The organism is Alkalimonas sp. NCh-2 (genome assembly GCF_039631345.1).
In the GTDB taxonomy this organism is placed as follows: Bacteria; Pseudomonadota; Gammaproteobacteria; order Enterobacterales; family Alteromonadaceae; genus Alkalimonas; species Alkalimonas mucilaginosa.
On sequence record NZ_JBDIUV010000001.1, the window covers coordinates 364,321 to 385,345 of the forward strand.

The window sequence follows — 21,025 nt, forward strand, 5'->3', positions numbered from 1 at the left end:
GTCATTTTTGCTGGCATCACAGCGGCCGCCAAAAATCGTAAAGAAATAAGTACAACGCAGGGTTTTATGAGGTATTCAGCAGGTAACAGCCACCAGCCTGCTTGAGCTGGCGGCTCGGAGTATCGTTTTACGCACAAAGTGGCATTAAATTTTTACAGTCTTGCGATTTATGCCGTAATCACGCAGTTTATTGGCCACCGCGGTATGGCTAAGCCCCAGCTTTTTTGCCAGTTGCCGTGAGCTGGGGTACGCCGGGTACAACTTGCGCAGCAAGCTGGCTTCAAAGCGTTTGACCGCTTCATCCAGGGTGCCATCAAAGTCCTGCTCCAGATATCCAAAATCACTGGTAAAGCTGGGCAACTGCAGGTGCTCTTTATCCAGTTGATACCCTTCCAGCAGGGTGACCGCCCGGTACAACGCATTCTCCAGCTGGCGCACATTGCCTGGCCAGGGGTAGCTTTGCAAAAACTGCACACAACTATCGCTGAGCTTGGGTGCTTTACGCCCCAGCCTGGCGGCAAAACGGGCAACAAAATGTTCGGTCAGCGGCACGATATCCTGCTTGCGCTCGCGCAGCGCCGGCAAGGCCAGCGTGAACACATTGAGCCGGTAATACAGATCTTCGCGGAATTTGCCTTCCTGCACCATGGCCGGTAAGTCTTTTTGCGTGGTACAAATCACCCGCACATCGACTTTCACCTCGTTTTCATCGGCGACACGGCGAAAGGAGCCATCCTGTAAAAAACGCAGTAACTTGGTTTGCAGCTCACGCGACATCTCGCCGACTTCATCCAGAAACACAATGCCGCCATTGGCCTGTTCAAAAATGCCTTTTTTGCCCACAGTGGAACCGGCAAAGGCATTAGGGCCATAGCCAAACAGCTCAGACTCGGCCACATTATCCGGCATCGAGGCACAGTTCACCGCTAAAAAGGGTTTGCCTGCCCGGCTACCGGCAGCATGGCAAGCCCGCGCCAGCAGCTCTTTGCCGGTACCGGTTTCGCCGGTGATCAACAAAGGCCCATCCAGCAGCGCCATTTTCTTGGCTTCACGAATGACTTTCCGCATTTGCGGGCTGTTCGCTTGCAGTGTCTGAAAGCTTTCCTGATTGCCCTTGTTAAAGGCGAGCATATGTTGGCCCAACCGGCTTTCCGATTTCAGGTTGATGACCGCACCGGCCAGCACCTCATGGCCGCTTTCATCCGGTACCATCACCGGCAATAAGTCCGCAATAAAGTGCTTGCCCTGGATCTCCACCCGCCGGGTTTGCGCAAGCACATCATCGCTTTCCAGCCAGCGCAGAAAGTTAAAGCCCTTAACCAGATTTGGCAGTTGCTCTTCTTTGATAGCCTGGCGCTCCACTCCCAGCGCATCCAACGCGGCATCATTGATCACACTGACCTGCGCCTTGGTATCAATACCAATAATGCCATCCGGCAGTGTTTTTAACAGCGTAGTCAGTTCGTTTTGATGGCGCTCGGATGGCATAAAAGCCGTGGTTTTGACATCCGCCACACCTGGGATGCGCCGCATCTTGGCCATCAGCTCCTGAAACTGTTCAAAATGAATGCTGGGAAACGAGACAAACATGCGGCTGGAGGCAGCATCGACTTCGATGCCACGTAAGTCCAGCTGATAGCTAACCAGAATATTCAGAATTTCCTGTGCAATCCCTAACCGGTCCTGACAATGTATTTCAAGGCGCATAGCGATGATGTAACCTCATGCTTAATCAGTTGCAGCATCATACGACAAAGCCCTTCAATTAGACCAGATTTTTTGTAAAGAATTATGAACATCTTGTCTTAACAGACATGCTTTGTCATAGTAACGGCAACGAAGTGCTGCTAAGGTCATTATGGAAGCCAATATTTTTACCCAGGTTTTTCTGCCGCTGGCGCTGGCCGTGATCATGCTCGGTATGGGCTTGTCGCTCAAACCGGTGCATTTCAAACAGCTTTGGCAAACCCCCAAACCTGTGCTGACCGGTCTTTGCATGCAAATTATCGCCATACCGGCACTGGCGTTTCTACTGGCTTCTCTGCTGCAACTGCCGCCGGAGCTGGCAGTAGGTTTGGTGCTCATAGCAGCCTGCCCGGGAGGCCCCACCTCCAATCTGATTGCACATCTGGCCCATGCCGATACCGCGCTTTCCATCAGCCTGACCGCTATCAGCAGCCTGATTGTGATAATCAGCCTGCCGCTGTTGGTGAATCTGGCCTCCTTGCTGTTTTTGGGCGAAGGTCAGTACGTAGCCCTGTCGGTACCCCGCACCGTGTTGCAGCTGTTGGTGATTATTTTGCTGCCGGTTTCCTTGGGGATGTGGCTAAGAGCCCGTTGGCCCGATTTTTCCAGACGCTGCCAGCAACCGGTGAAATGGCTCTCTTCATTCTTTTTAATTGCGGTGGTAGCCGGCGCCCTGCTGCGTGAGATGGACAGGCTGCTGGGCTTTTTCCTCGCCATTGGCATCGCAGCTTTGTTGCTGAACCTGCTGAGCATGCTGGCTGGTTACCTGGCGGCTCGCAGTATTGGCTGTCATGGCCCGCAAACCCGCTCCATGACCATCGAAGTGGGGATTCAAAATGGTACTTTGGGCATCGCCATTGCGACTTCCCCACTGCTGCTAAACAACAGCACCATGGCCATCCCTTCAGCGATTTATAGCTTAATTATGTTTGCGTCAGGCGCGGTAATGATTGCTTGGGGAGTGCGGAAAAAGTCAGGCTAATCCCCGAATAGCCTGACCGGCCAGGAGCCAGGCTCTGGTTCATACTTAATCGGCAAAGCTGATTTTACCCATAGTAACGGCCGGGATCCCTTCGCGTGCATTACTAAACGGCTGCTTACCGCCTACCAAACATTCATTCGCTAATACCGCAAAGAGCACCGCTTCTTTCGCATCAGGATTAATGGCTAACTCTGCTGTGGTGGTGAGCCGATAGTGTGGCAGGGCAGCAGCTAACTGTTCCATTAATAAAGGGTTGTGAATCCCTCCCCCACTGGCATAAATGGTGCAATTTTGTCCCTGGCAGCTTTGCTGTATCGCACGGATAATCATCTCGGCACTAAAGCGGTTTAGCGTGGCCATCACATCAGCCGGAGCCAGGTCCTGGGTAGCACTGTCTTGTTGCGCCCGCGCCAGATAATCCAGGTTGAACACCTCTGGTCCGGATGTTTTCGGGAAATCCAGTGCAAAAAAAGGATCCTGCTGCAGAGCCATCAGCAGCTCGGCAGAGACCTTGCCACTGGCAGCAACCTTTGCGCCTTCATCATACAGCAGGCCAGGAAAATTCTGCTGTATGTAGGCATCCATGATGGTATTACCCGGGCCAATATCGCTGCTAAATACAGCGGTCGCATCCTGAGACTTTGGCAACCAGGTAAGGTTAGCAATACCACCAATATTCAGCATGATACGGTTTTCAGCAGAGGAGCTGAATAATAAAAAGTCACCGTAGACTGCTAAGGGTGCTCCTTCACCTCCGGCTGCAATATGCTTTTGCCGGAAATCACTGATGGTCGTTATACCCGTAGTGACCGCAAGGTGATCGCCATCACCAAGTTGTAAAGTTGCATTGCCCCAACGGTTGTCGTTGTGTTGCCGGCTGGGGCAATGGAAAATGGTTTGTCCATGGCTGGCAATCACATCAATTTCTGTATGAGGGATCTGCCACAAAGCCAGACACTCATTTACCATTCGACCATGTTCCTGGCCTATCCAGGGGTTTAATAAAGTGACGGTTTGTAAATCAACAGCACGCTTTGAAAATACTGAACGCACCCGGCTACGAAAATCATCGTGATAACTCAGGGTGGTGAAGCGTTCCAGTACCACCTCGGTATTCAGTCCTTCACCGGTCACGGTGCATAAAGCGATATCCAGACCATCCAGTGAGGTACCACTCATCAGACCAATGATCTTCCGCTGGCTTTTTGCGGCAGTTTGATAAAGCGTCTCGATGTGCTGGTGCATAGTATTCCTCTACTTACTGCGGTTGATCATAGCCAAAGAGCGCCAACCAGACAGCTTAAAATTACAAAAAAATTGCAAACAGCTAGCTGCCAAAGCAGCTACTGCATCAGCGCTTGTTCTATACAAGCTCAGATGGTATATATATTTACTCGACACGATCAAAATAACGAATAATTGATTCATAATCAATCTTTGAGCGTAGCACTGATAAAAAGAAAGGAACCTTAGCATGAAGTTACTTCCCGCTCCCTGCTTACACTCTTAAAATAGTGGCAATAAAGCCTCTAAAGCAATACTGATATTACTTGGCAATTCCAGCGCAATGAACCTATAATATTTATAGTTTTCTGGGGGAGTTCTCATTATGCAGAGTCACTGTCGTTACCAAGGATGGGCATAATGCGCCTGTAAGTGGGAGATAGATGAGTGAACATCCAATCTGACACTTTTACAGATGCTGAAGTTAAGCAGTTTTTACGAAATGCAGCAGAGGATAGTGGTAAAGTCTTTTACACTGCCCACGCAGAACAACGAGCAGCTGAACGCGATATAGATAGACTGGATGTCATTAGAATATTAAGGGCAGGTGCAATCGTTGAAGGCCCGTATTTTGATAATAGCAAGGGCAACTATAGGTTGACGGTCGAAGGTAAAACTTCCGGGAGATGGATAAGGGTTGCAGTCGCTGTGCAGCCTGTCGAACCCGAAAACCGGTCTTTTGCTGTAATAGTCACCGTGATATGACGGAGAAAAATATGTTTCATTACAAGAGTTGCGGTCTTGAGAACGTGTACTTAGTTAATGGATACATTAAAAAAGAGACACCCTTTGGAGAGGCTGTATCCATTGAGGATATTGAAGGGCTGCATGCAAAAATTGCAGAAACTATCATCAGGCGGGAAAGTGAACTGTCTGGTCGGGAGTTTCGTTTTTTGAGAAAATATCTTGATTTGTCTCAAGGCAGCTTGGGTAAATTGTTAGGAGTTACCGATCAAACCATAGCAAATTATGAAAAAGGCACGCCAACAGAAACAGCTGAACGCTTTATCCGGGTATTGGTTACTGAGCATATTAATGGCTCAGTTCAGGTCCTTGATTTGCTTAGTGAGATTAGTGATTTAGATAAAGACATTGCTCAAAGCAAGCTAGTGTTCAAAGTACTGAATAACACTATCGATGCTGCCAGAAAAGCATCTGAGTGGGTAGAAGACATGGAAGATCCAGGGAATCAAAAGGATTTAGAGAGCTCAAGTTGTCTTGTCTAACCAATGACAGAATAAAGCAGCGACTGCCTCGGCAGTCGCTTTGACTTCTTTACTCAGCCAGCAAAGCGTCGGTTTTAGCGGCACAGATAAAGTCGTTTTTATGCAGGCCTTTGATGGAGTGCGACCACCAGGTTACCGTTAGTTTGCCCCACTCCAACAGCAAGGCTGGGTGGTGGCCTTCTTCTTCCGCCATCTCGGCCACTTTATGGTGAAAAGCCCAGGCCGTTTTGAAGTTTTTAAACTTGTACTGGCGCTCCAGTTGCAAAATACCGTCTCGCACGACAGGGGTCCAATCCGGGATTTGTCGCATCAATACCGGCAATTCGTCATCGGATACTCTGGGTGCATCGGCGCGGCATGCCTCGCACTTCATGGTGGTTAACTCTGACATCGATTCCTCTCTAACTTGCTTGTTTTTGTTTAGGCGGAAATTTAGGCGCATGCAAACCCAACTGCTTGGCCTGCTGCACCAGCGACATCATGTCCAGGTGCGCAATATCAAACAGATCATTGATTTGGCTGATGGTAAAGTATATTGGCTGCATGATATCAATGCGGTACGGAGTTCTTAACACATCGATGGCATCAAAGGACTTCCGCTCCGGTTTTTCCGACTCCAGCGCATAAATGGTTTCTCCCGGGGAGGATAAAATGCCGCCCCCGTAGATGCGCAGGCCGTCTTGGGTTTGCAGCAAACCAAACTCAATGGTAAACCAGTACAAACGCGCCAGGTAGACCCGGTCTTCTTTGCTGGCAGCCAGGCCAATTTTGCCATAAGCGTGGGTGAACTCGGCAAAAGCCGGATTGGTGAGCATGGCGCAATGACCAAAGATTTCGTGGAAAATATCCGGCTCTTGCAGATAATCGAACTCTTCGCGCGAGCGAATAAAGGTCGCGACCGGAAAACGCTTGTTGGCCAGCAGCTCAAAAAAGCGATCAAAGCTGATCAGTGCCGGCACTTCGGCACATTCCCAGCCGGTAGTTTCCCGCAGCACCTTGCTCACTTCTTCCAGTTGCGGAATGCGATCCGTCGGCAGTTGCAGCCGCTCCAACCCGGCCATAAACTCATCGCAGGCTTTACCTTCAATGCAGCTGAGCTGACGTGTGATCAGTTCATGCCAGATTTGATTTTCTTCGTCCGACCAGGCAATAACACCATGCTCGTCGGACTGCCTCGACACATAGTTGCTTGACTTACTCATAGACACCCTGTTGCTTGTATTCTTTTGCGGGACCAGCCCTTGTAGCTGTGACCGATACTAGTCGAAATGGGTTCGGCTGTTAATCAGGCCAGCGCAACTTAGCCTGCGGCTGGTCGTAAAGATTAAATTACAACGGGGCTTACCGAGTGGTCGTCAATCAGGCTGAGCTAGCCTGCTGAGCCTGCATGGCGGCTAAAGCCTGGGCCAGATCAGCCATGATATCTTCCACCTGTTCCAGTCCTACCGAGACCCGGATCAAACCATCGCTGATGCCGGCCATGGCACGCTCTTCCGCGGTGTAAGGGCTGTGTGTCATTGAAGCCGGATGCTGGATCAGTGACTCGGCATCGCCCAGGCTAACTGCCAGGCTAAGCAACTGACATTGATTGATAAAGTAGCGGCCATCTTCCAGGCTGCCATCGAGCTCAAATGCCAGCACCCCACCCGCCGCTTTCATCTGTGTACCTAGAAAACGGTACCCGGGGTGATCTGGCAAGCCGGGATAGTAAACCCTAGCTATTGCCGGGTGTTGCTGTAAAAACTCAGCCACCCGCTGCGCATTCTGACAATGGCGCTCCATCCGCACAGCCAGGGTTTTCATGCCACGAATGATCAGCCAGGCATCATGCGGACTAATGGTTCCGCCAATGTCTTTTAAGGTGGTCATTTTGATTTGATGGATCAAAGCACTGCTCGCTACCACCAGGCCGGCGACCACATCGCCATGGCCATTGAGATACTTGGTTGCGCTGTGAATGACTATATCAATGCCAAAGTCGACCGGGCGCTGCAGTAACGGCGTTAAAAAGGTATTATCAATCACTGAAAGCAAGCCATGTTGGCGGGCAAAGCTGCCCAAAAACGCTAAGTCCAGCACCACCAGATTGGGGTTAATCGGGGTCTCAGCAAACAGCAATTTGGTGTTGGGTCGAAGCGCAGCCTGCACCGCCGCATGATCGGTCATATCCACAAAGCTCACCTCGATGCCATAGCGGGCAAACTGATGACTAAACAGAGCAAAACTGCAGCCATAGACGGCCTTGCTGCATATCATGTGATCGCCCTGCTGCAAGAACGTCAGCGTAGCAGCCGATACGGCGGCCATGCCCGTGGCTGTTGCAGCGCCATCTTCCATCCCTTCGAGCGCAGCAATTTTCAGCTCCAGCTCACGGGTGGTAGGATTTCCAAGCCGGGTGTAGATGTAACCGCCTTCCTCGCCGGCAAAGCGGGCGGCACCTTGCTCGGCATTGTCAAAAATAAAGGTAGAACTTTGATACAAAGGGGTGGCTAAACTGCCATGTTCATTGCGTGTTTTACCAGCATGAATGCATAAAGTGGCTGGGGATTTTGACGTGCTGTGCATACGACCTGTTCATTATTCAACGGATGGATGGATGCACTACAGATAGCAGAAATTACCGTGATTGGAAGCAAGCCAGACGGCTTGCTGTCCGGATGATTCAGCAGGCCATCGGCAAAGTGTCAACCAAAGTTCACAAGTTATTGAACTCACGGTTCAGTTGGAAAGTACTGGAAGTCACATGACGCTCTATATCCCGCAGCCGTAATTCCAGGCTGGTAAATTTATGGTTCAGATGCTGCAGTGCCTGCTTTGGCGGCTCACCTTTTTGCCACACTTGGGTTTTTACCTCGACACTGTCTTCGTCCCTGCCCGGCGCAATACTGCCATGGTTGGCCTCGTACTTGGATTTCTTCTCCAGCACCACCCAGGCGGCAAAATAAAGCACCAGCACAAAGCTACCCATACCAAGGAACAAAGCGGCCAGGGTAATGATACGAACCAGCCAGTTTTCCATACCAAAGTAATCAGCAACACCGGCACAGACCCCGGCAAGTTTGCCATTGCGATCATCGCGTAATAGCGGTTTGCGTGACTTAGTCATGACGCTGCCTCCAGCGCGGGCTTTCGGCATCTAAAATCGCCTCCAGCGTTTTAATGCGTTCGGCCATTTTATCGGCTTTACGCGCCAGCTCATTGAGCTGGCCCAGTTCCTGATCGGTCAGTCCCTGACCAATCTTGTTTTTGCTACGGTAGTGCATAATCACCCATAGCGGTGCCACAAAGATCATAAATAAGATCATGGGCACAAAAATCATTTGCTGAATGTCCATAGCTGGCTCCTTGTCTGCCTGGTCCGCTTAGTCCGCTTTGCTGTCTTTTTTGCTGCCAACTTTTGCTTTTAATGCTGCCAGCTCATTATCAATCTTATCTTGCGCGGCCAACTCGGCAAATTCATCTTTCAGGGTTTTCTTACCCAGATCGTAGGATTCGACCTGCGCTTCCATCGAATCAATCTTTTGCTCATAGCGCTCAAACTTGTGCATGGCATCGTTTAGCTTATCGCTGTTCAGCGTCCGCTTCACATCCAGACGGCTGGCGACGGTTTTTTGCCGCATCAGCATCGACTTCTGCCGGGCTTTGGCATCCGCCAGTTTTTCCTGCAATTGCGCCACTTCATGCTGCAATTTGTTGATGTGCTCGTCCAGTTGCGCAATATCCGCTTCCGCCGCTCTGACTTGATCGGCCGCTTTTTCACGCTCGACCAAAGCAGCACGAGCTAAATCTTCCCGCTCTTTCGATAATGCTAACTCGGCTTTGCTCTGCCAGTCGGTGACTTCATCATTCAGGCGATTCAACGCCCGTTGCAAATCTTTTTTCTCGGCAATGGTCTTGGCAGAAGAAGAACGCACCTCTACCAGAGTGTCTTCCATCTCCTGAATGATCAGCCGCACCATTTTTTCCGGATCTTCGGCTTTATCCAGCAGCGAGTTTAAATTTGAGTTGATAATGTCTGTAAAGCGACTGAAAATACCCATCGTAGTTACCTCTTCAATTGGTTGGGATACACTAGAGACCATTCACATTTCTTGCCAACTTTTATCTATTGCTTAACTACTGATTTTATTAATGAAATAAATTATGCAGAAAGCACTAGGGCTTAGCTCTATAATGAAATACACTACTATTTGGTCATTTTCGCTAAAGTAATCCGATGCGCAGAACACAACAACAAGATAATCTGATCGGCCAGTCCAACAGTTTTCTGACCGTGCTGGAGCAGGTATCGCAAGCCGCCCCGCTAAGTAAACCGGTGCTTATTATCGGTGAACGCGGCACCGGTAAAGAATTGATAGCTGCCCGCTTGCACTTTTTGTCGCAACGCTGGGATCAGAATTACCTGACACTGAACTGCGCTGCCCTCAATGAAAACTTGTTGGAGAGTGAACTCTTTGGCCATGAAGCAGGTGCTTTTACCGGTGCCAGTAAGCGCCATGAAGGCCGCTTTGAACGCGCCAATGGCGGTACTTTATTTTTGGATGAACTGGCCAATACCCCAAGCCTGGTGCAGGAAAAATTATTGCGGGTGATTGAATACGGCGAATTTGAACGAGTCGGTGGCAGTCGCTCCGTTAAAGTCGATGTTCGACTGATATGCGCCACCAATGAAGACTTACCGGCGCTGGCCGAGCAAGGCGAGTTCCGGGCTGATCTGCTGGACAGGTTAGCTTTTGATGTCATCACCCTGCCGCCAATGCGCGAGCGACGGGAAGATATTCTGTTGCTGGCCGAACACTTTGCCATCAACATGGCACGTGAACTTGAGTTTGAATTGTTCAGTGGCTTTAGCGAGAAAGCAAAAAGAGTGCTGCTGGACTACCACTGGCCAGGCAATGTACGTGAGCTAAAAAATGTGGTGGAGCGCAGTGTCTACCGCACCAACAACCCTTATGTACCCGTGCATGAGATTTTGCTGGATCCCTTTGAGTCTCCTTTCCGTCCAAAGCAGCGGGTCAAAACCAGAGATCGCCAGACCACGGCAACCAAAACCAGCTCTTTGCAAAATGCTTCCAACGCCCCGGACCAAAGCAACCATCCAGTGCAGCCTCAAACACCAGCGCTGAACCCGGAACAACCGGTAGATTTTAAAACGCTCTCACAAGAGTTTGAAATCAATTTACTGAAGCAAGCCTTGGCGGCTTGCCAATACAATCAGAAAAAAACTGCCGAATGCCTGGGTTTAACCTATCATCAGTTACGTGGTTACATGAAAAAATACCAGTTATTGGACAGCCAGCAGGACTCTCATGCCGAAACCAGCGATTAATGCCATCGCCCCCGTCGCACTTGTTGGCTTACTGCTCACCGCATGTCAGCCTGAAATGCCAGCGGAAGTTCGCTCTGGCCTGGTGTACTGCAGTGAAGGCTCGCCAGAAAGCTTTAATCCGCAACTGATTACCTCGGGCACCACCATTGATGCCACCAGCCGTCAATTGTATGACCGTCTGCTGGATATTGACCCTGAGACCGGTGAGTTTGTCCCCGCCCTTGCCACTCATTGGGAACGCCGCGAAGATGGTCTTAGTTACACCTTTTATCTGCGACCTGAGGTACAGTTTCACCAAACCGATTATTTTACCCCCAGCAGAGCGCTCAACTCCGCAGATGTGCGCTTTAGTTTTGAACGGGTGATGCAACAGGACCACCCCTACCATGCCGTGAGCGGTGGTGAATACCCGTATTTTCAAACCGTCGACTGGGGCAACCGCGTCACTCGTATTGCGACCCCAACAGCGGATCAGGTGGTCTTTTATCTGCGCCAGCGCGATAGCTCTTTCTTATCCAATCTGGCAACCGATTTTGCCGTGATCCATTCGGCTGAATACGCGCAACAACTGCTGGAGCAAAACCAACGACAGCGGCTGGATACCCACCCAATAGGTACCGGCCCCTTTAAGTTTCGTGAATACCGTAAAGATGTGTTTATACGCTATTACCGTCATAATAACTATTGGGGAGTACCAAGCCAGTTGGAACAGCTGGTGATCGATATTGAGCCCAATAATGCCAAGCGTATGGCGCGTTTACTAACCCACGAATGCGACATCACGGCTTACCCGCGAATGGCTGAGCTGGAGCTGATCAGCAAACGGGAGGATATCCGGGTCCAACAACAAACCAGCATGAATGTTGGCTTCTGGGCTTTTAATACCAGCAGGGCTCCTTTTGATGATGCACGGGTAAGGCGAGCACTGGCCATGGCCATTAACCGCGATGCTATTTTACAAGCGGTGTACTTTGGTCAGGCAGAGGCGGCTTCAACCCTGCTGCCCCCTACATCCTGGGGTCATAATCCTACCCTGGTTGCTGAGCGCTACGACCCCGATGCCGCCAGACAGTTGCTCAGTGAAGCGGGCTATCCCTATGGCTTTACTATGACCATCTGGGCCATGCCGATACAACGGTTGTACAATCCCAATGCCCCACGGATGGCTGAAATGATGCAAGCGGATCTGGCCCGTATTGGCGTCCGGGCCAGTATTATCACTCTGGAGTGGAATGCATTTCGCCGCCAGTTACGCCTGGGTGAGCACGATTCGGTGTTGTTGGGCTGGAATGCCGACAACACCGATCCGGATAACTTCTTCCGGCCACTATTAAGCTGTAACGGCGTAAACAGCGGCACAAACAGAGCGCTCTGGTGCGATCCGGCCTTCGATGCCTTACTGGCACAGGCACTCCTGACGGATGATCAAGCAATACGCCGCAGTTACTACTGGGCCGCCCAGCAGTATCTGGCGGAACATCTGCCCTTGCTGCCGCTGGCGCATGCCAAACGTTTTCAAGCGGTGAATGCCAATATCGGCGGTATCACCATCAACCCTTATGGGGGTATTGACCTGTCCAAAGCATACAAACAGACGGCTGATGAGGATACGCCATGATCTGGCATTATCTGATACGTCGTTTATTTTTACTGTCTTTTGTATTCTTTGCTCTGACTTGCTTTGCCTTCAGTCTTGGCCATTTGTTTCCGGGCGATGCGCTGGTGAACTTCAGTGGTATTCAGCAGCCGGATGATGAACTGCTGCCGATACTGGTGCAACAATACCAGTTGGATAATGGCTACTTGCAGCAATACATCGCTTTTTTACAACGGATTTTACAAGGGGATTGGGGCTTATCGCTGGCAAGCCAGCAGCCTGTGCTGCATGAGCTGATGCAGGTGTTTCCTGCAACCCTGGAACTAGTGGCTTATGCACTGCTGATCTCCTTTGTACTGGGTGTTCCTCTTGGCCTTCTGGCGGCTATCAAAGTCAACCATTGGTCTGGCCGGGCTATTTCAACCATCGCTTTGCTTGGCTATTCGCTGCCCATTTTCTGGTGGGCTTTGTTGATGATCATGCTATTTAGTATTGGCTTAGGTTGGTTCCCAACCTCTGGCCGCATTAGTGTGCTCTATGAGATCCCTGTCGTTACTGGCTTTATGCTGCCGGATATCCTGTTATCTGGCCAAACCTACTGGCAGGCTGCAATGCAGGATGCCATCCGTCACTTGTGGCTGCCCGCTTTTGTACTGGCGACCTATCCGACTACGGTAATGATTCGCTTTACCCGGGATGCGATGCTGAATGTCTGGCAACAGAGTTACATTAAGACTGCGCGAGCCAAAGGTCTGCGCCGCAGTCAGGTGCTGTATCGGCATGCCCTGCGCAATGCCATGCTGCCGGTACTGCGTCAACTTGGCCTGCAATTTAGCACTCTGGTCACCCTGGCGATGATTTCTGAACTGATTTTTTCCTGGCCCGGCATCGGTCTCTGGTTGCTCGACAGCATCAGCCAACGCAACTATCCGGCCATTCAGGGCGGTTTGCTGGTGATTTCCAGTCTGGTGATTCTGGTGAATATCCTGATGGATATACTCCATACCTTGTTAAACCCACTGGCAAGGAAGCAAGCCAATGGCTAAATTTCAGTGGTTGCAGCACAAAACAGAACATGGACCACTGAGTCAGCTCTGGGCCAGTTTCCGTCAACAGCATTCTGCGGTGATTGGCCTGATCTTGTTTGGCTTTTTTGGTTTAATCGCTTTGTTTGGTCCACTACTCACCCCTTATGATCCCTACCTGCAAAACCCGGATGTTCTGCTGTTGCCTCCATCCTGGGATGATATGGGGGATGTACGCTACTTACTTGGCACAGACGATCTGGGTCGGGACCAGTTCTCACGTCTGATCAAAGGGGCCAGTTATACCTTTGGCATTGCACTCATTACGGCATTAGGAGCTCTTTTGCTGGGCCTGTTGTTGGGAGTACTGGCAGGTATGAGTAAAGGTTTTCGTGCCAGTGTCTTTAATCATATCCTGGATCTGGCATTAACCATTCCGTCCTTACTGCTGGCTATCATTATTGTCGCGATCCTTGGCCCTGGTCTGATGAATACCATCTGGGCCATTATGCTGGCACTGCTACCCCAGTTTGTGCATGGGATACGCAACACTATTTTGCAGCAGTTGGAGCAGGATTATGTTGTTGCCTACCGGCTGGATGGTGCCAACAATTGGCAAATCTTACGTCATGTCATTTTCCCCAATACCTGGGAGCAACTCACCGTTCTGTTTAGTATGGCCTTATCCACCGCTATACTGGATATTGCTGCCTTGGGCTTTCTGGGTCTTGGTGCTCAGGCACCCGCAGCTGAATGGGGCCTGATGGTGGCAGATGCATTGGATCTGATTTACCTGTCACCCTGGAGTATTGCTTTGCCTGGCTTACTTATTTTTATTGCAGTGCTTAGCGTCAATCTGGTATCTGATGGCCTGAGAACTGCTGTGCGCAAACGACAGGAAAGCTGATGTTACTACTGGATATCCGAAATCTGACGCTGGAGCTGGAAACCAGCCAGGGCCTGATAAGAGCAGTTGATCGGGTGAGCCTAAGCCTGCGGGAAGGTGAAATACGTGGTTTGGTCGGTGAATCTGGCTCAGGTAAAAGTCTGATTGCCAAAGCCATTGTCGGGGTACTGAATCAACGCTGGCGCATCAAAGCCGATCGCTTCCACTGGTGCGGTGTCGATTTGCTGCAACTCCCGTACGATCAGCAACGAAAGATTATTGGTCGTGACATTGCGATGATCTACCAGGAACCGAGTAAATGTCTAGATCCTACCGCTCTGATAGCGGAGCAGTTGCATGAGTCGATCCCCAATAGCCAGCTGAAAGGAAGCTGGTGGAACAGAGCCCGGCAAAAGCGTAAAAAAGCCATCGCGTTGCTGCATAAAGTAGGTATCAAGGAACATCAATCGGTGTTGGAAAGCTACCCTTATCAGTTATCGGAAGGTGTCTGTCAAAAAGTGATGATCGCCATGGCCATTGCGAAAAATCCGAAGTTACTGATTGCCGATGAGCCCACCACGGCACTGGAGGCTTCGACCCAGGCCCAACTGTTTCGTTTAATCAGCAGCCTGAATCAACTAAAAAGCATGTCCGTACTGCTGATCAGCAACGAGCTGGATAGTATCGCCCGCTATACCCATCGTTTATCGGTCCTCTACTGTGGCCAGTTGGTTGAATCCGGCGAAACCGCTAAACTATTAGCACAACCCTATCACCCTTACACCGATGCACTGATTAAAAGTGTGCCTGAGTTTCAACCAGATTTGGCACCCAAAAGCCAATTGTACGCTCTGCCGGGAAGTATCCCCACCTTGCAACATCTGCCGGTGGGTTGCCGGCTGGGCCCACGTTGTCCCAATGCCCGCCGTGAATGTGTGCATACTCCCAGCCTGGAGCGCAAACAGCATCATTACTTTAGCTGCCATTTCCCACTGCAGTACAAGGAACCACGATGAGTCATTTGTTGGAAGTGGTCGATCTAAGCAAGAGTTACCGCAAACAGCAGGGGTTATTCCGGCAAACCACGGTTACAGCACTGGACCAAGTGAGTTTTTCCATGAATGCTGGTGAAACCCTGGCGGTGGTAGGAGAGACTGGCTCAGGAAAAAGTACGCTGGCTAAAGTGCTGGTTGGCATAGAACAACCTGATCAGGGGGAAATCCGCCTGGCTGGTCAGTCCGTTACCCTCAGTCATTATCGGAAATACAATCATGTAATCCGCTACATGTTCCAGGATGCCGAGCGGGCGCTGAACCCAAGTCAGAAAGTTGGAGCTATGCTGGACGATGTGCTGCGCTTTAGCACAGTACTGGATGAAAAACAGCGCCAGCAGAAAGTCCTGCAGAGCCTGCAACAAGTTGGCTTGCTGGATGAGCACATTAGCTTTTATCCGCATATGTTTTCAGCCGGACAACAACAGCGGCTGGCTCTGGCCAGGGCTTTGATCCTGGACCCCAAGATCCTGATCCTGGATGAAGCCCTGACAGTGCTGGACCCGACATTGCGGGCCCAAATTGTCAACTTGCTGCTGGAGTTACAGCAACAAAGAAGCTTGTCGTATTTGCTGATCAGTAAGAACTTACGGCTGGTTCGCCATATCAGTGACTATTGCCTGGTGATGCAGCATGGCAAGGTTGTCGAGTCCGGTCCAACGGAGCAGCTGTTGCTGCAACCACAGCACCCGCATACGAAAAAACTGATGGGACTAAGTTAAGTACGCAGCTTCTCCAACAAAAACCCCGCGACAAAGCGCGGGGTTTTATTGCTACCCTACCGTGTGTTAGAAACGCTCATCCGTGACATCCAGGCGGGGCCGTTTAATTTTTGCATTGGCTTTCAATGCCGCCAGCATGGCTTCGTAAGTCTGTTGCGCATGCTGGTTAGCAAAGCGCTCCAGATCTTCGACACCTGGCTCTTCAGTTACTTCAACATCGCGAACTGCTGTGACCGCTACCAGAGCCATATCACCACTCATCAGCTCAACCAGTTCGGCACTCACTGCTTGCTCCTCATTCGGTCGAGGCAGAGCAAAAGCTTTGGCGCGGATCTCCGCGTCCAGGCTGCCACCAAAACGTGAAGCGTTGTTGGCCGTTTGAGGCTCCAGCCCCACAGCTTTAACAGCCGCAGCAAAATCACCGTCTTGACGGAACTGCGCCAATACCGCATCCGCTTGCTGACGAGCCAGCTCTGAGCTCTGCTGACGGCGCAGTGATGCCACTACCTGATCCCGCACCTCGTCCAGCGACTGTGTGCGGGCAGGCTGATGCTCGGTCACACGGACCACCACTTGATGTTGGGCACCAATTTCAATCGGCTCACTGTTCAAAGCCTGGCCAATAAAGCGCAAATTAAACAAACGCTGCAGTACCTGCGGATGGTTTAATGGGGCTGGGGCCTGCTGACGTGAGAATAAAGCCTGACTGCGCAGGGGCAATTGAGTCACATCAGCTGCTTCCTGCAGGTTGTCTGGCACATCGAAGCTGACATCCGCAAGCAATTGCTGGATCTCAAAGAAGCGATCATAAGCACGCTCTTGCTGCAGACTATGGATAATATCCGTTTTCACCTCAGCAAAATCTTGTGGTACTGACGGTTCAAAATTGTGCAGTTGAATAATATGGTAACCAAAGCTGCTTCGTACTACCGGGCTCAAAGCACCTTGCTCTGTTAATGCGTAAGCAGCATTCTCAAAAGAAGCTTCCATATCCCCGCGATTTAACCAAGGTAGCACTCCACCTTCTGCTGCGGAAAAAGTATCGTCAGACTCTCGGGCGGCAACTTCGGCAAAGTTGGCTCCAGCCTGTAATTCAGCCAGTACCTGTTCTGCTTTGGCTTTGATCTCATCATTGCGACCATTGCTCTCAAACAGGATGTGCGCCACCTGACGACGTTCTTCAGTACTGTATAAAGCCAGATTTGCGTCATAAAATGCCCGTGCTTCGGCTTCAGAGACTGAAATCTCCCGTGCGATCTGCTCTACCGACAACTCAATAAACTGCACCGCTACTTTTTCTTCCGTTTCATAGCGCTGTAAGTTGTCGTAATAAAACTGCTCGATCATCGCATCTGTCAGTTCCACCTGATCAACAAATTTTCCAGCAGAAAATATCACATGCTGGATATCCCGGCTTTGCTGTTGCAAGGCAAGCAAACGCTGCAATTCTCGCGGAGTGGCAAACTCAGATAAAATCAGGCCACGGATCAGCTGTTGGCGGGTCATTTGCTCCCGCAGCATATCGCGGAATTCTCCGGTTTGCATGCCCGTCTGGCGTAACAATGCCAGATAACGTTCATTATTAAACTGACCACCGATCTGGAATTCAGGCAATGAACGTATCAAATCACGCACCACGTCATCGCTGACGCGAAGCCCCAGTTGTCTGGCGTATTGCTTTTGCAATGTCTCGTCAATCAACCGCTCCAGTACATCGGCACGAAAACCCGCCATATACGCCTGGTCGGATGCCAACATTTCGAACATCTCACCAAACTGCTGTTCCATCCGGGCCCGCTCACTTTGGTAAGCCTGCTCCAGAGCAACCCGTGATACGCTTTCGCCATTCACCTCTGCAGCCGGTGTTTCCTTGGTTGAACCAAGGTAGCCACCCACCCCGGCCAGGGCGAATGTCAGGATCACCAAACCAAGAATAATCTTGGCGGTTAGTCCCTGTGAACCTTCTCTGATTTTCTCTAACATCGTGCCTTTATCTCTGTTTGCAACGCATAAAATCACGTCATAAAAAAAGCGCATCTTAACAGATGCGCCTTTCTGATTGAAGTCCTGGCGAAGCAGTTGGCGATGAAACCTGAAGCCTTAAAATTAGTTGCTTTCGCTACCAATACACTACTTCGGATGCCTGACTGGTTTACCCGGCGCGCCGAGTAAAGCTCATTCTTAGTTGACTGCGTCTTTTAACGCTTTGCCTGGCTTGAATGAAGGAATCTTCGCTGAAGCGATCTGGATGGTCGCACCCGTTTGTGGGTTGCGGCCGGTACGGGCAGCACGCTCACGAACAGCATAAGTACCAAAACCAACCAGAGCAACAGAATCACCCTCTTTCAGAGCCTCAGTCACAGCACCGATAAAAGCGTCCAGCGCACGGCCAGCATCGGCTTTAGACAGTTCTGCACCAGCAGCAATTTTGTCGATAAGTTGAGACTTGTTCACAATATCATCCCCTTCAATTGTTATTGTTTTCAACAACTACACGTATTGATGTTGTAATCACGCTCCTTGTTATAACAAGCATTCAGAGCGCTTGCAAGCAGAAGAGAGCTTCATACAACAATTTTTCCACTTTGAGCCCAGCCCTTATCAGATAAGGGCTGGAGAACTTTCACTAAGTTAGCACAGCCATAGAGAATGAAAAGCCTTTAATGGGCATTTTTTTCTATTTTTGCGCTTTTTGCTGCTTTTTTTGTCAGGATCTCAGGCTGAAAGCGGCTTATCGGCTCTTGCAGAGCCAACTCCAACACTTCGTCAATCCATTTAACCGCTTTAATTTCCAGATCGGCTTTGACGTTGTCAGGAATTTCTTTTAAATCGCGCAGGTTATCATGTGGGATCAACACCCGCTTGATACCACCACGATGTGCTGCCAGCAGTTTTTCTTTCAAACCACCAATCGGCAGTACTTCACCGCGCAAGGTAATTTCACCCGTCATGGCGACATCTGCCCTTACCGGATTGCCGGTTAAACTGGAGACCAGGGCCGTCACCATGCCAATACCAGCGCTCGGACCATCTTTTGGTGTCGCACCTTCTGGTACATGCACATGGATATCACGGGTTTCGTAGAAGTCATCATTAATACGCAGCAATTCTGCCCGGCTACGCACAACGGTCATTGCCGCCTGAATCGATTCTTTCATCACATCACCGAGCGAGCCGGTAAAAGTGAGTTTGCCTTTACCAACTACGGCGGCAGCTTCAATGGTCAGTAAATCACCACCCACTTCGGTCCAGGCCAGGCCAGTAACCTGACCAATGCGGTTGTTGTCTTCTGCTTTGCCATAGTCATAACGCTGCACCCCCAGATAGCTTTCCAGGTTCGCTTGCTCTATTACCACGGTTTTGGTGTCTTTGTTCAGCAAAATTTCTTTGACTGCTTTGCGACACAGCTTGGAAATTTCCCGCTCCAGGCTACGTACCCCGGCTTCCCGGGTGTAATAACGGATAATACCGATAATGGCATCGTCTTTAATGTCGATTTCATGCGGTTTTAAGCCATTACGTCCTACCTGCTTGCTGATCAGATGCTGCTTGGCAATATTCAGCTTTTCGTCTTCGGTGTAACCGGACAGACGAATGACCTCCATCCGATCCAGCAAGGGTGCCGGAATGTTCAGACTGTTGGACGTAGCAACAAACATCACATCGGATAAGTCGTAATCAACTTCCAGGTAATGATCGCTGAAGCTGGTGTTTTGCTCTGGATCCAGCACCTCCAGTAACGCCGCGGCTGGATCGCCCCGGAAATCTGAGGCCATCTTGTCGATTTCATCCAACAGAAACAGCGGATTACGCACCCCTACTTTGGCCATTTTCTGGATAATCTTGCCTGGCATTGAGCCAATGTAGGTACGGCGATGACCACGGATCTCTGCTTCATCCCGCACACCACCCAGCGCCATTCGCACGTACTTACGGCCGGTGGCTTTGGCAATCGACTGCCCTAACGAGGTTTTACCCACCCCAGGCGGGCCAACCAGGCACAAGATCGGGCCTTTTAATTTATTGACCCGCTGCTGCACCGCCAAATACTCGATGATGCGCTCTTTCACTTTCTCCAAACCGTAGTGATCCGAGTCGAGAATTTTCTCAGCACCGGCCAAATCCTTTTTCACCTTACTACGGGTTTTCCAGGGCACATTGCTCAACCAGTCGATGTAGCTACGTACCACCGTAGCTTCCGCCGACATCGGCGACATCATCTTCAGCTTTTGCAGTTCGGCTTTAGCCTTATCCGCCGCTTCGGCTGGCATTTTGGCTTGCTCTATCTTATTGCTCAGCGTTTCAAATTCGTCCAGCGCATCTTCCAACTCGCCCAGTTCTTTTTGAATGGCTTTCATTTGCTCATTCAAATAGTACTCGCGCTGGCTTTTCTCCATCTGTTTTTTAACACGACTGCGGATACGACGTTCGACCTGAAGGATGTCGATTTCGCTTTCCATCATCGCCATTAAGAATTCAAGCCGCTCGGTGACATTGCTGATTTCCAGCACCTTTTGCTTGTCTTCGACTTTAAGCGGCATATGAGCAGCCATGGTATCGGCCAAGCGGGCGGCATCCTCGATGCCACTTAAGGCTGTCAGGACTTCCGGCGGGATCTTCTTATTCAGTTTGATGTAACCTTCAAACTGATTGATAGCAGAGCGTAGGAATACCTCTTGCTCTTTGCTGTCGACATCCGAGGTAGCGACCATTTCGATATCAGCAGCAAAACTGTGTTCGGTTTCGGTAAATTCAAGCAAACGGGCCCGCTGGCTGCCTTCCACCAACACTTTTACAGTGCCATCCGGTAATTTAAGCAGTTGCAAAATGGTGGCCACAGTACCAATCTGGTACAGGTCTTCAGCTTTAGGATCATCCTGGCTGGCGTCTTTTTGTGCCACCAGAAAAATTTGCTTGTCATTGTCCATGGCGGCGTCCAGGCATTTGATGGATTTCGCCCGACCGACAAACAAAGGGATCACCATATGCGGGTATACCACCACATCGCGCAGAGCCAACACCGGCATATGACGACGTTCAATCTGTTGTTCAGTCATTTTTCACTCTCGAATAAGTTGCATGCAGCTGCAAACGGATATGGTAACTATATGAGGCCGGTTTTCAGAACTTCAATTGCTTGCTGCTGATTTCCTGCATCTGCATGTGCCAAGCCTGA

Annotated in this window: 20 protein-coding genes; 9 read left to right on the forward strand and 11 right to left on the reverse strand. The window is 50.4% G+C overall.

Going from position 1 to position 21,025, the window contains the following annotated elements; genetic code table 11:
• Nucleotides 1–144 precede the first annotated feature (144 nt).
• On the reverse strand, nucleotides 145–1,707 hold the full coding sequence (gene tyrR, locus ABC502_RS01760; RefSeq protein WP_330087835.1) for a transcriptional regulator TyrR: 1,563 nt from the start codon (nucleotides 1,705–1,707) through the stop codon (nucleotides 145–147).
• A 151-nt stretch (nucleotides 1,708–1,858) separates the two neighbouring features.
• Here tyrR and ABC502_RS01765 point away from each other — a divergent pair, with 151 nt between their 5' ends.
• Nucleotides 1,859–2,728, forward strand: a complete 870-nt coding sequence (locus ABC502_RS01765; protein WP_345914712.1) for a bile acid:sodium symporter family protein — start codon at nucleotides 1,859–1,861, stop codon at nucleotides 2,726–2,728.
• Between the two features lie 45 nt (nucleotides 2,729–2,773).
• Here ABC502_RS01765 and ABC502_RS01770 read toward each other — a convergent pair whose 3' ends face one another.
• A complete protein-coding gene (locus ABC502_RS01770; protein WP_345914713.1) occupies nucleotides 2,774–3,973 on the reverse strand; it encodes an anhydro-N-acetylmuramic acid kinase in 1,200 nt (399 codons plus the stop codon).
• 426 nt (nucleotides 3,974–4,399) lie between these two features.
• On the opposite strand from ABC502_RS01770, the gene ABC502_RS01775 reads away from it, so the two are divergent.
• Both ABC502_RS01775 and ABC502_RS01780 read left to right on the forward strand, forming a co-directional pair.
• The gene (locus ABC502_RS01775; protein ID WP_345914714.1) at nucleotides 4,400–4,717 is read left to right on the forward strand and encodes a DUF4258 domain-containing protein; all 318 of its coding nucleotides are present in this window, start codon (nucleotides 4,400–4,402) and stop codon (nucleotides 4,715–4,717) included.
• A gap of 11 nt (nucleotides 4,718–4,728) precedes the next feature.
• Complete coding sequence (locus tag ABC502_RS01780) at nucleotides 4,729–5,238, forward strand: helix-turn-helix domain-containing protein (RefSeq protein ID WP_345914715.1); 510 nt, start codon at nucleotides 4,729–4,731, stop codon at nucleotides 5,236–5,238.
• Nucleotides 5,239–5,287: 49 nt separating this feature from the next.
• Here the strand turns inward: ABC502_RS01780 and ABC502_RS01785 are convergent, their stop codons facing one another.
• From ABC502_RS01785 to pspA, 6 genes are all read right to left on the reverse strand, one after another.
• A complete protein-coding gene (locus tag ABC502_RS01785; protein ID WP_330087839.1) occupies nucleotides 5,288–5,629 on the reverse strand; it encodes a 4a-hydroxytetrahydrobiopterin dehydratase in 342 nt (113 codons plus the stop codon).
• Nucleotides 5,630–5,639: 10 nt separating this feature from the next.
• Nucleotides 5,640–6,440 carry a phenylalanine 4-monooxygenase gene (gene phhA / locus ABC502_RS01790; RefSeq protein WP_345914716.1) on the reverse strand — a complete coding sequence of 267 codons (801 nt, stop codon included), beginning with the start codon at nucleotides 6,438–6,440 and terminating at the stop codon, nucleotides 5,640–5,642.
• Nucleotides 6,441–6,597: 157 nt separating this feature from the next.
• Nucleotides 6,598–7,803: a PLP-dependent transferase gene (locus ABC502_RS01795; RefSeq protein WP_345914717.1), complete on the reverse strand. Its 1,206-nt coding sequence runs from the start codon at nucleotides 7,801–7,803 to the stop codon at nucleotides 6,598–6,600.
• Nucleotides 7,804–7,933: 130 nt separating this feature from the next.
• The gene (gene pspC, locus ABC502_RS01800) at nucleotides 7,934–8,344 is read right to left on the reverse strand and encodes an envelope stress response membrane protein PspC (RefSeq protein WP_330087842.1); all 411 of its coding nucleotides are present in this window, start codon (nucleotides 8,342–8,344) and stop codon (nucleotides 7,934–7,936) included.
• On the reverse strand, nucleotides 8,337–8,573 hold the full coding sequence (gene pspB, locus ABC502_RS01805) for an envelope stress response membrane protein PspB (protein WP_330087843.1): 237 nt from the start codon (nucleotides 8,571–8,573) through the stop codon (nucleotides 8,337–8,339). The genes pspC and pspB overlap by 8 nt, the downstream gene beginning before the upstream one ends.
• Nucleotides 8,574–8,600: 27 nt before the next feature.
• Complete coding sequence (gene pspA / locus ABC502_RS01810) at nucleotides 8,601–9,278, reverse strand: phage shock protein PspA (RefSeq protein WP_330087844.1); 678 nt, start codon at nucleotides 9,276–9,278, stop codon at nucleotides 8,601–8,603.
• A 176-nt stretch (nucleotides 9,279–9,454) separates the two neighbouring features.
• Between pspA and pspF the strand changes: the two genes are divergently transcribed.
• From pspF to ABC502_RS01840, 6 genes are read left to right on the forward strand one after another with little or no spacing between them, the layout of a single operon-like run.
• The gene (pspF, locus tag ABC502_RS01815; RefSeq protein ID WP_330087845.1) at nucleotides 9,455–10,567 is read left to right on the forward strand and encodes a phage shock protein operon transcriptional activator; all 1,113 of its coding nucleotides are present in this window, start codon (nucleotides 9,455–9,457) and stop codon (nucleotides 10,565–10,567) included.
• On the forward strand, nucleotides 10,548–12,185 hold the full coding sequence (locus tag ABC502_RS01820) for an ABC transporter substrate-binding protein (protein WP_345914718.1): 1,638 nt from the start codon (nucleotides 10,548–10,550) through the stop codon (nucleotides 12,183–12,185). The genes pspF and ABC502_RS01820 overlap by 20 nt, the downstream gene beginning before the upstream one ends.
• Entirely contained in the window at nucleotides 12,182–13,210 is a 1,029-nt protein-coding gene (locus ABC502_RS01825; protein ID WP_330087847.1) for an ABC transporter permease, read from the forward strand. The genes ABC502_RS01820 and ABC502_RS01825 overlap by 4 nt, the downstream gene beginning before the upstream one ends.
• On the forward strand, nucleotides 13,203–14,096 hold the full coding sequence (locus tag ABC502_RS01830; protein ID WP_330087848.1) for an ABC transporter permease subunit: 894 nt from the start codon (nucleotides 13,203–13,205) through the stop codon (nucleotides 14,094–14,096). The genes ABC502_RS01825 and ABC502_RS01830 overlap by 8 nt, the downstream gene beginning before the upstream one ends.
• Nucleotides 14,096–15,091, forward strand: coding sequence for an oligopeptide/dipeptide ABC transporter ATP-binding protein (locus ABC502_RS01835; protein WP_330087849.1), 996 nt, complete (start codon nucleotides 14,096–14,098; stop codon nucleotides 15,089–15,091). Before ABC502_RS01830 ends, ABC502_RS01835 begins: the two co-directional genes overlap by 1 nt.
• Nucleotides 15,088–15,849: an ATP-binding cassette domain-containing protein gene (locus tag ABC502_RS01840; protein ID WP_345914719.1), complete on the forward strand. Its 762-nt coding sequence runs from the start codon at nucleotides 15,088–15,090 to the stop codon at nucleotides 15,847–15,849. The genes ABC502_RS01835 and ABC502_RS01840 overlap by 4 nt, the downstream gene beginning before the upstream one ends.
• 66 nt (nucleotides 15,850–15,915) lie before the next feature.
• Here the strand turns inward: ABC502_RS01840 and ABC502_RS01845 are convergent, their stop codons facing one another.
• The 3 genes from ABC502_RS01845 to lon form a co-directional block, all read right to left on the reverse strand.
• The gene (locus tag ABC502_RS01845) at nucleotides 15,916–17,832 is read right to left on the reverse strand and encodes a SurA N-terminal domain-containing protein (RefSeq protein ID WP_345914720.1); all 1,917 of its coding nucleotides are present in this window, start codon (nucleotides 17,830–17,832) and stop codon (nucleotides 15,916–15,918) included.
• A 198-nt stretch (nucleotides 17,833–18,030) separates the two neighbouring features.
• Nucleotides 18,031–18,303, reverse strand: a complete 273-nt coding sequence (gene hupB, locus ABC502_RS01850) for a nucleoid-associated protein HU-beta (protein WP_330087852.1) — start codon at nucleotides 18,301–18,303, stop codon at nucleotides 18,031–18,033.
• A gap of 206 nt (nucleotides 18,304–18,509) precedes the next feature.
• Nucleotides 18,510–20,906, reverse strand: a complete 2,397-nt coding sequence (lon, locus tag ABC502_RS01855; protein WP_345914721.1) for an endopeptidase La — start codon at nucleotides 20,904–20,906, stop codon at nucleotides 18,510–18,512.
• Nucleotides 20,907–21,025: the final 119 nt, after the last annotated feature.

Coding starts and splice junctions, on each gene's coding strand:
- phhA (WP_345914716.1), bottom strand. CDS start 6,440: ATGAGTAAGTCAAGCAACTATGTGTCGAGGCAGTCCGACGAGCATGGT.
- ABC502_RS01795 (WP_345914717.1), bottom strand. CDS start 7,803: ATGCACAGCACGTCAAAATCCCCAGCCACTTTATGCATTCATGCTGGT.
- ABC502_RS01820 (WP_345914718.1), top strand. CDS start 10,548: ATGCCGAAACCAGCGATTAATGCCATCGCCCCCGTCGCACTTGTTGGC.
- ABC502_RS01770 (WP_345914713.1), bottom strand. CDS start 3,973: ATGCACCAGCACATCGAGACGCTTTATCAAACTGCCGCAAAAAGCCAG.
- pspC (WP_330087842.1), bottom strand. CDS start 8,344: ATGACTAAGTCACGCAAACCGCTATTACGCGATGATCGCAATGGCAAA.
- ABC502_RS01780 (WP_345914715.1), top strand. CDS start 4,729: ATGTTTCATTACAAGAGTTGCGGTCTTGAGAACGTGTACTTAGTTAAT.
- ABC502_RS01765 (WP_345914712.1), top strand. CDS start 1,859: ATGGAAGCCAATATTTTTACCCAGGTTTTTCTGCCGCTGGCGCTGGCC.
- pspA (WP_330087844.1), bottom strand. CDS start 9,278: ATGGGTATTTTCAGTCGCTTTACAGACATTATCAACTCAAATTTAAAC.
- ABC502_RS01835 (WP_330087849.1), top strand. CDS start 14,096: ATGTTACTACTGGATATCCGAAATCTGACGCTGGAGCTGGAAACCAGC.
- pspF (WP_330087845.1), top strand. CDS start 9,455: ATGCGCAGAACACAACAACAAGATAATCTGATCGGCCAGTCCAACAGT.
- ABC502_RS01830 (WP_330087848.1), top strand. CDS start 13,203: ATGGCTAAATTTCAGTGGTTGCAGCACAAAACAGAACATGGACCACTG.
- ABC502_RS01785 (WP_330087839.1), bottom strand. CDS start 5,629: ATGTCAGAGTTAACCACCATGAAGTGCGAGGCATGCCGCGCCGATGCA.
- pspB (WP_330087843.1), bottom strand. CDS start 8,573: ATGGACATTCAGCAAATGATTTTTGTGCCCATGATCTTATTTATGATC.
- lon (WP_345914721.1), bottom strand. CDS start 20,906: ATGACTGAACAACAGATTGAACGTCGTCATATGCCGGTGTTGGCTCTG.
- ABC502_RS01840 (WP_345914719.1), top strand. CDS start 15,088: ATGAGTCATTTGTTGGAAGTGGTCGATCTAAGCAAGAGTTACCGCAAA.
- ABC502_RS01845 (WP_345914720.1), bottom strand. CDS start 17,832: ATGTTAGAGAAAATCAGAGAAGGTTCACAGGGACTAACCGCCAAGATT.
- ABC502_RS01825 (WP_330087847.1), top strand. CDS start 12,182: ATGATCTGGCATTATCTGATACGTCGTTTATTTTTACTGTCTTTTGTA.
- tyrR (WP_330087835.1), bottom strand. CDS start 1,707: ATGCGCCTTGAAATACATTGTCAGGACCGGTTAGGGATTGCACAGGAA.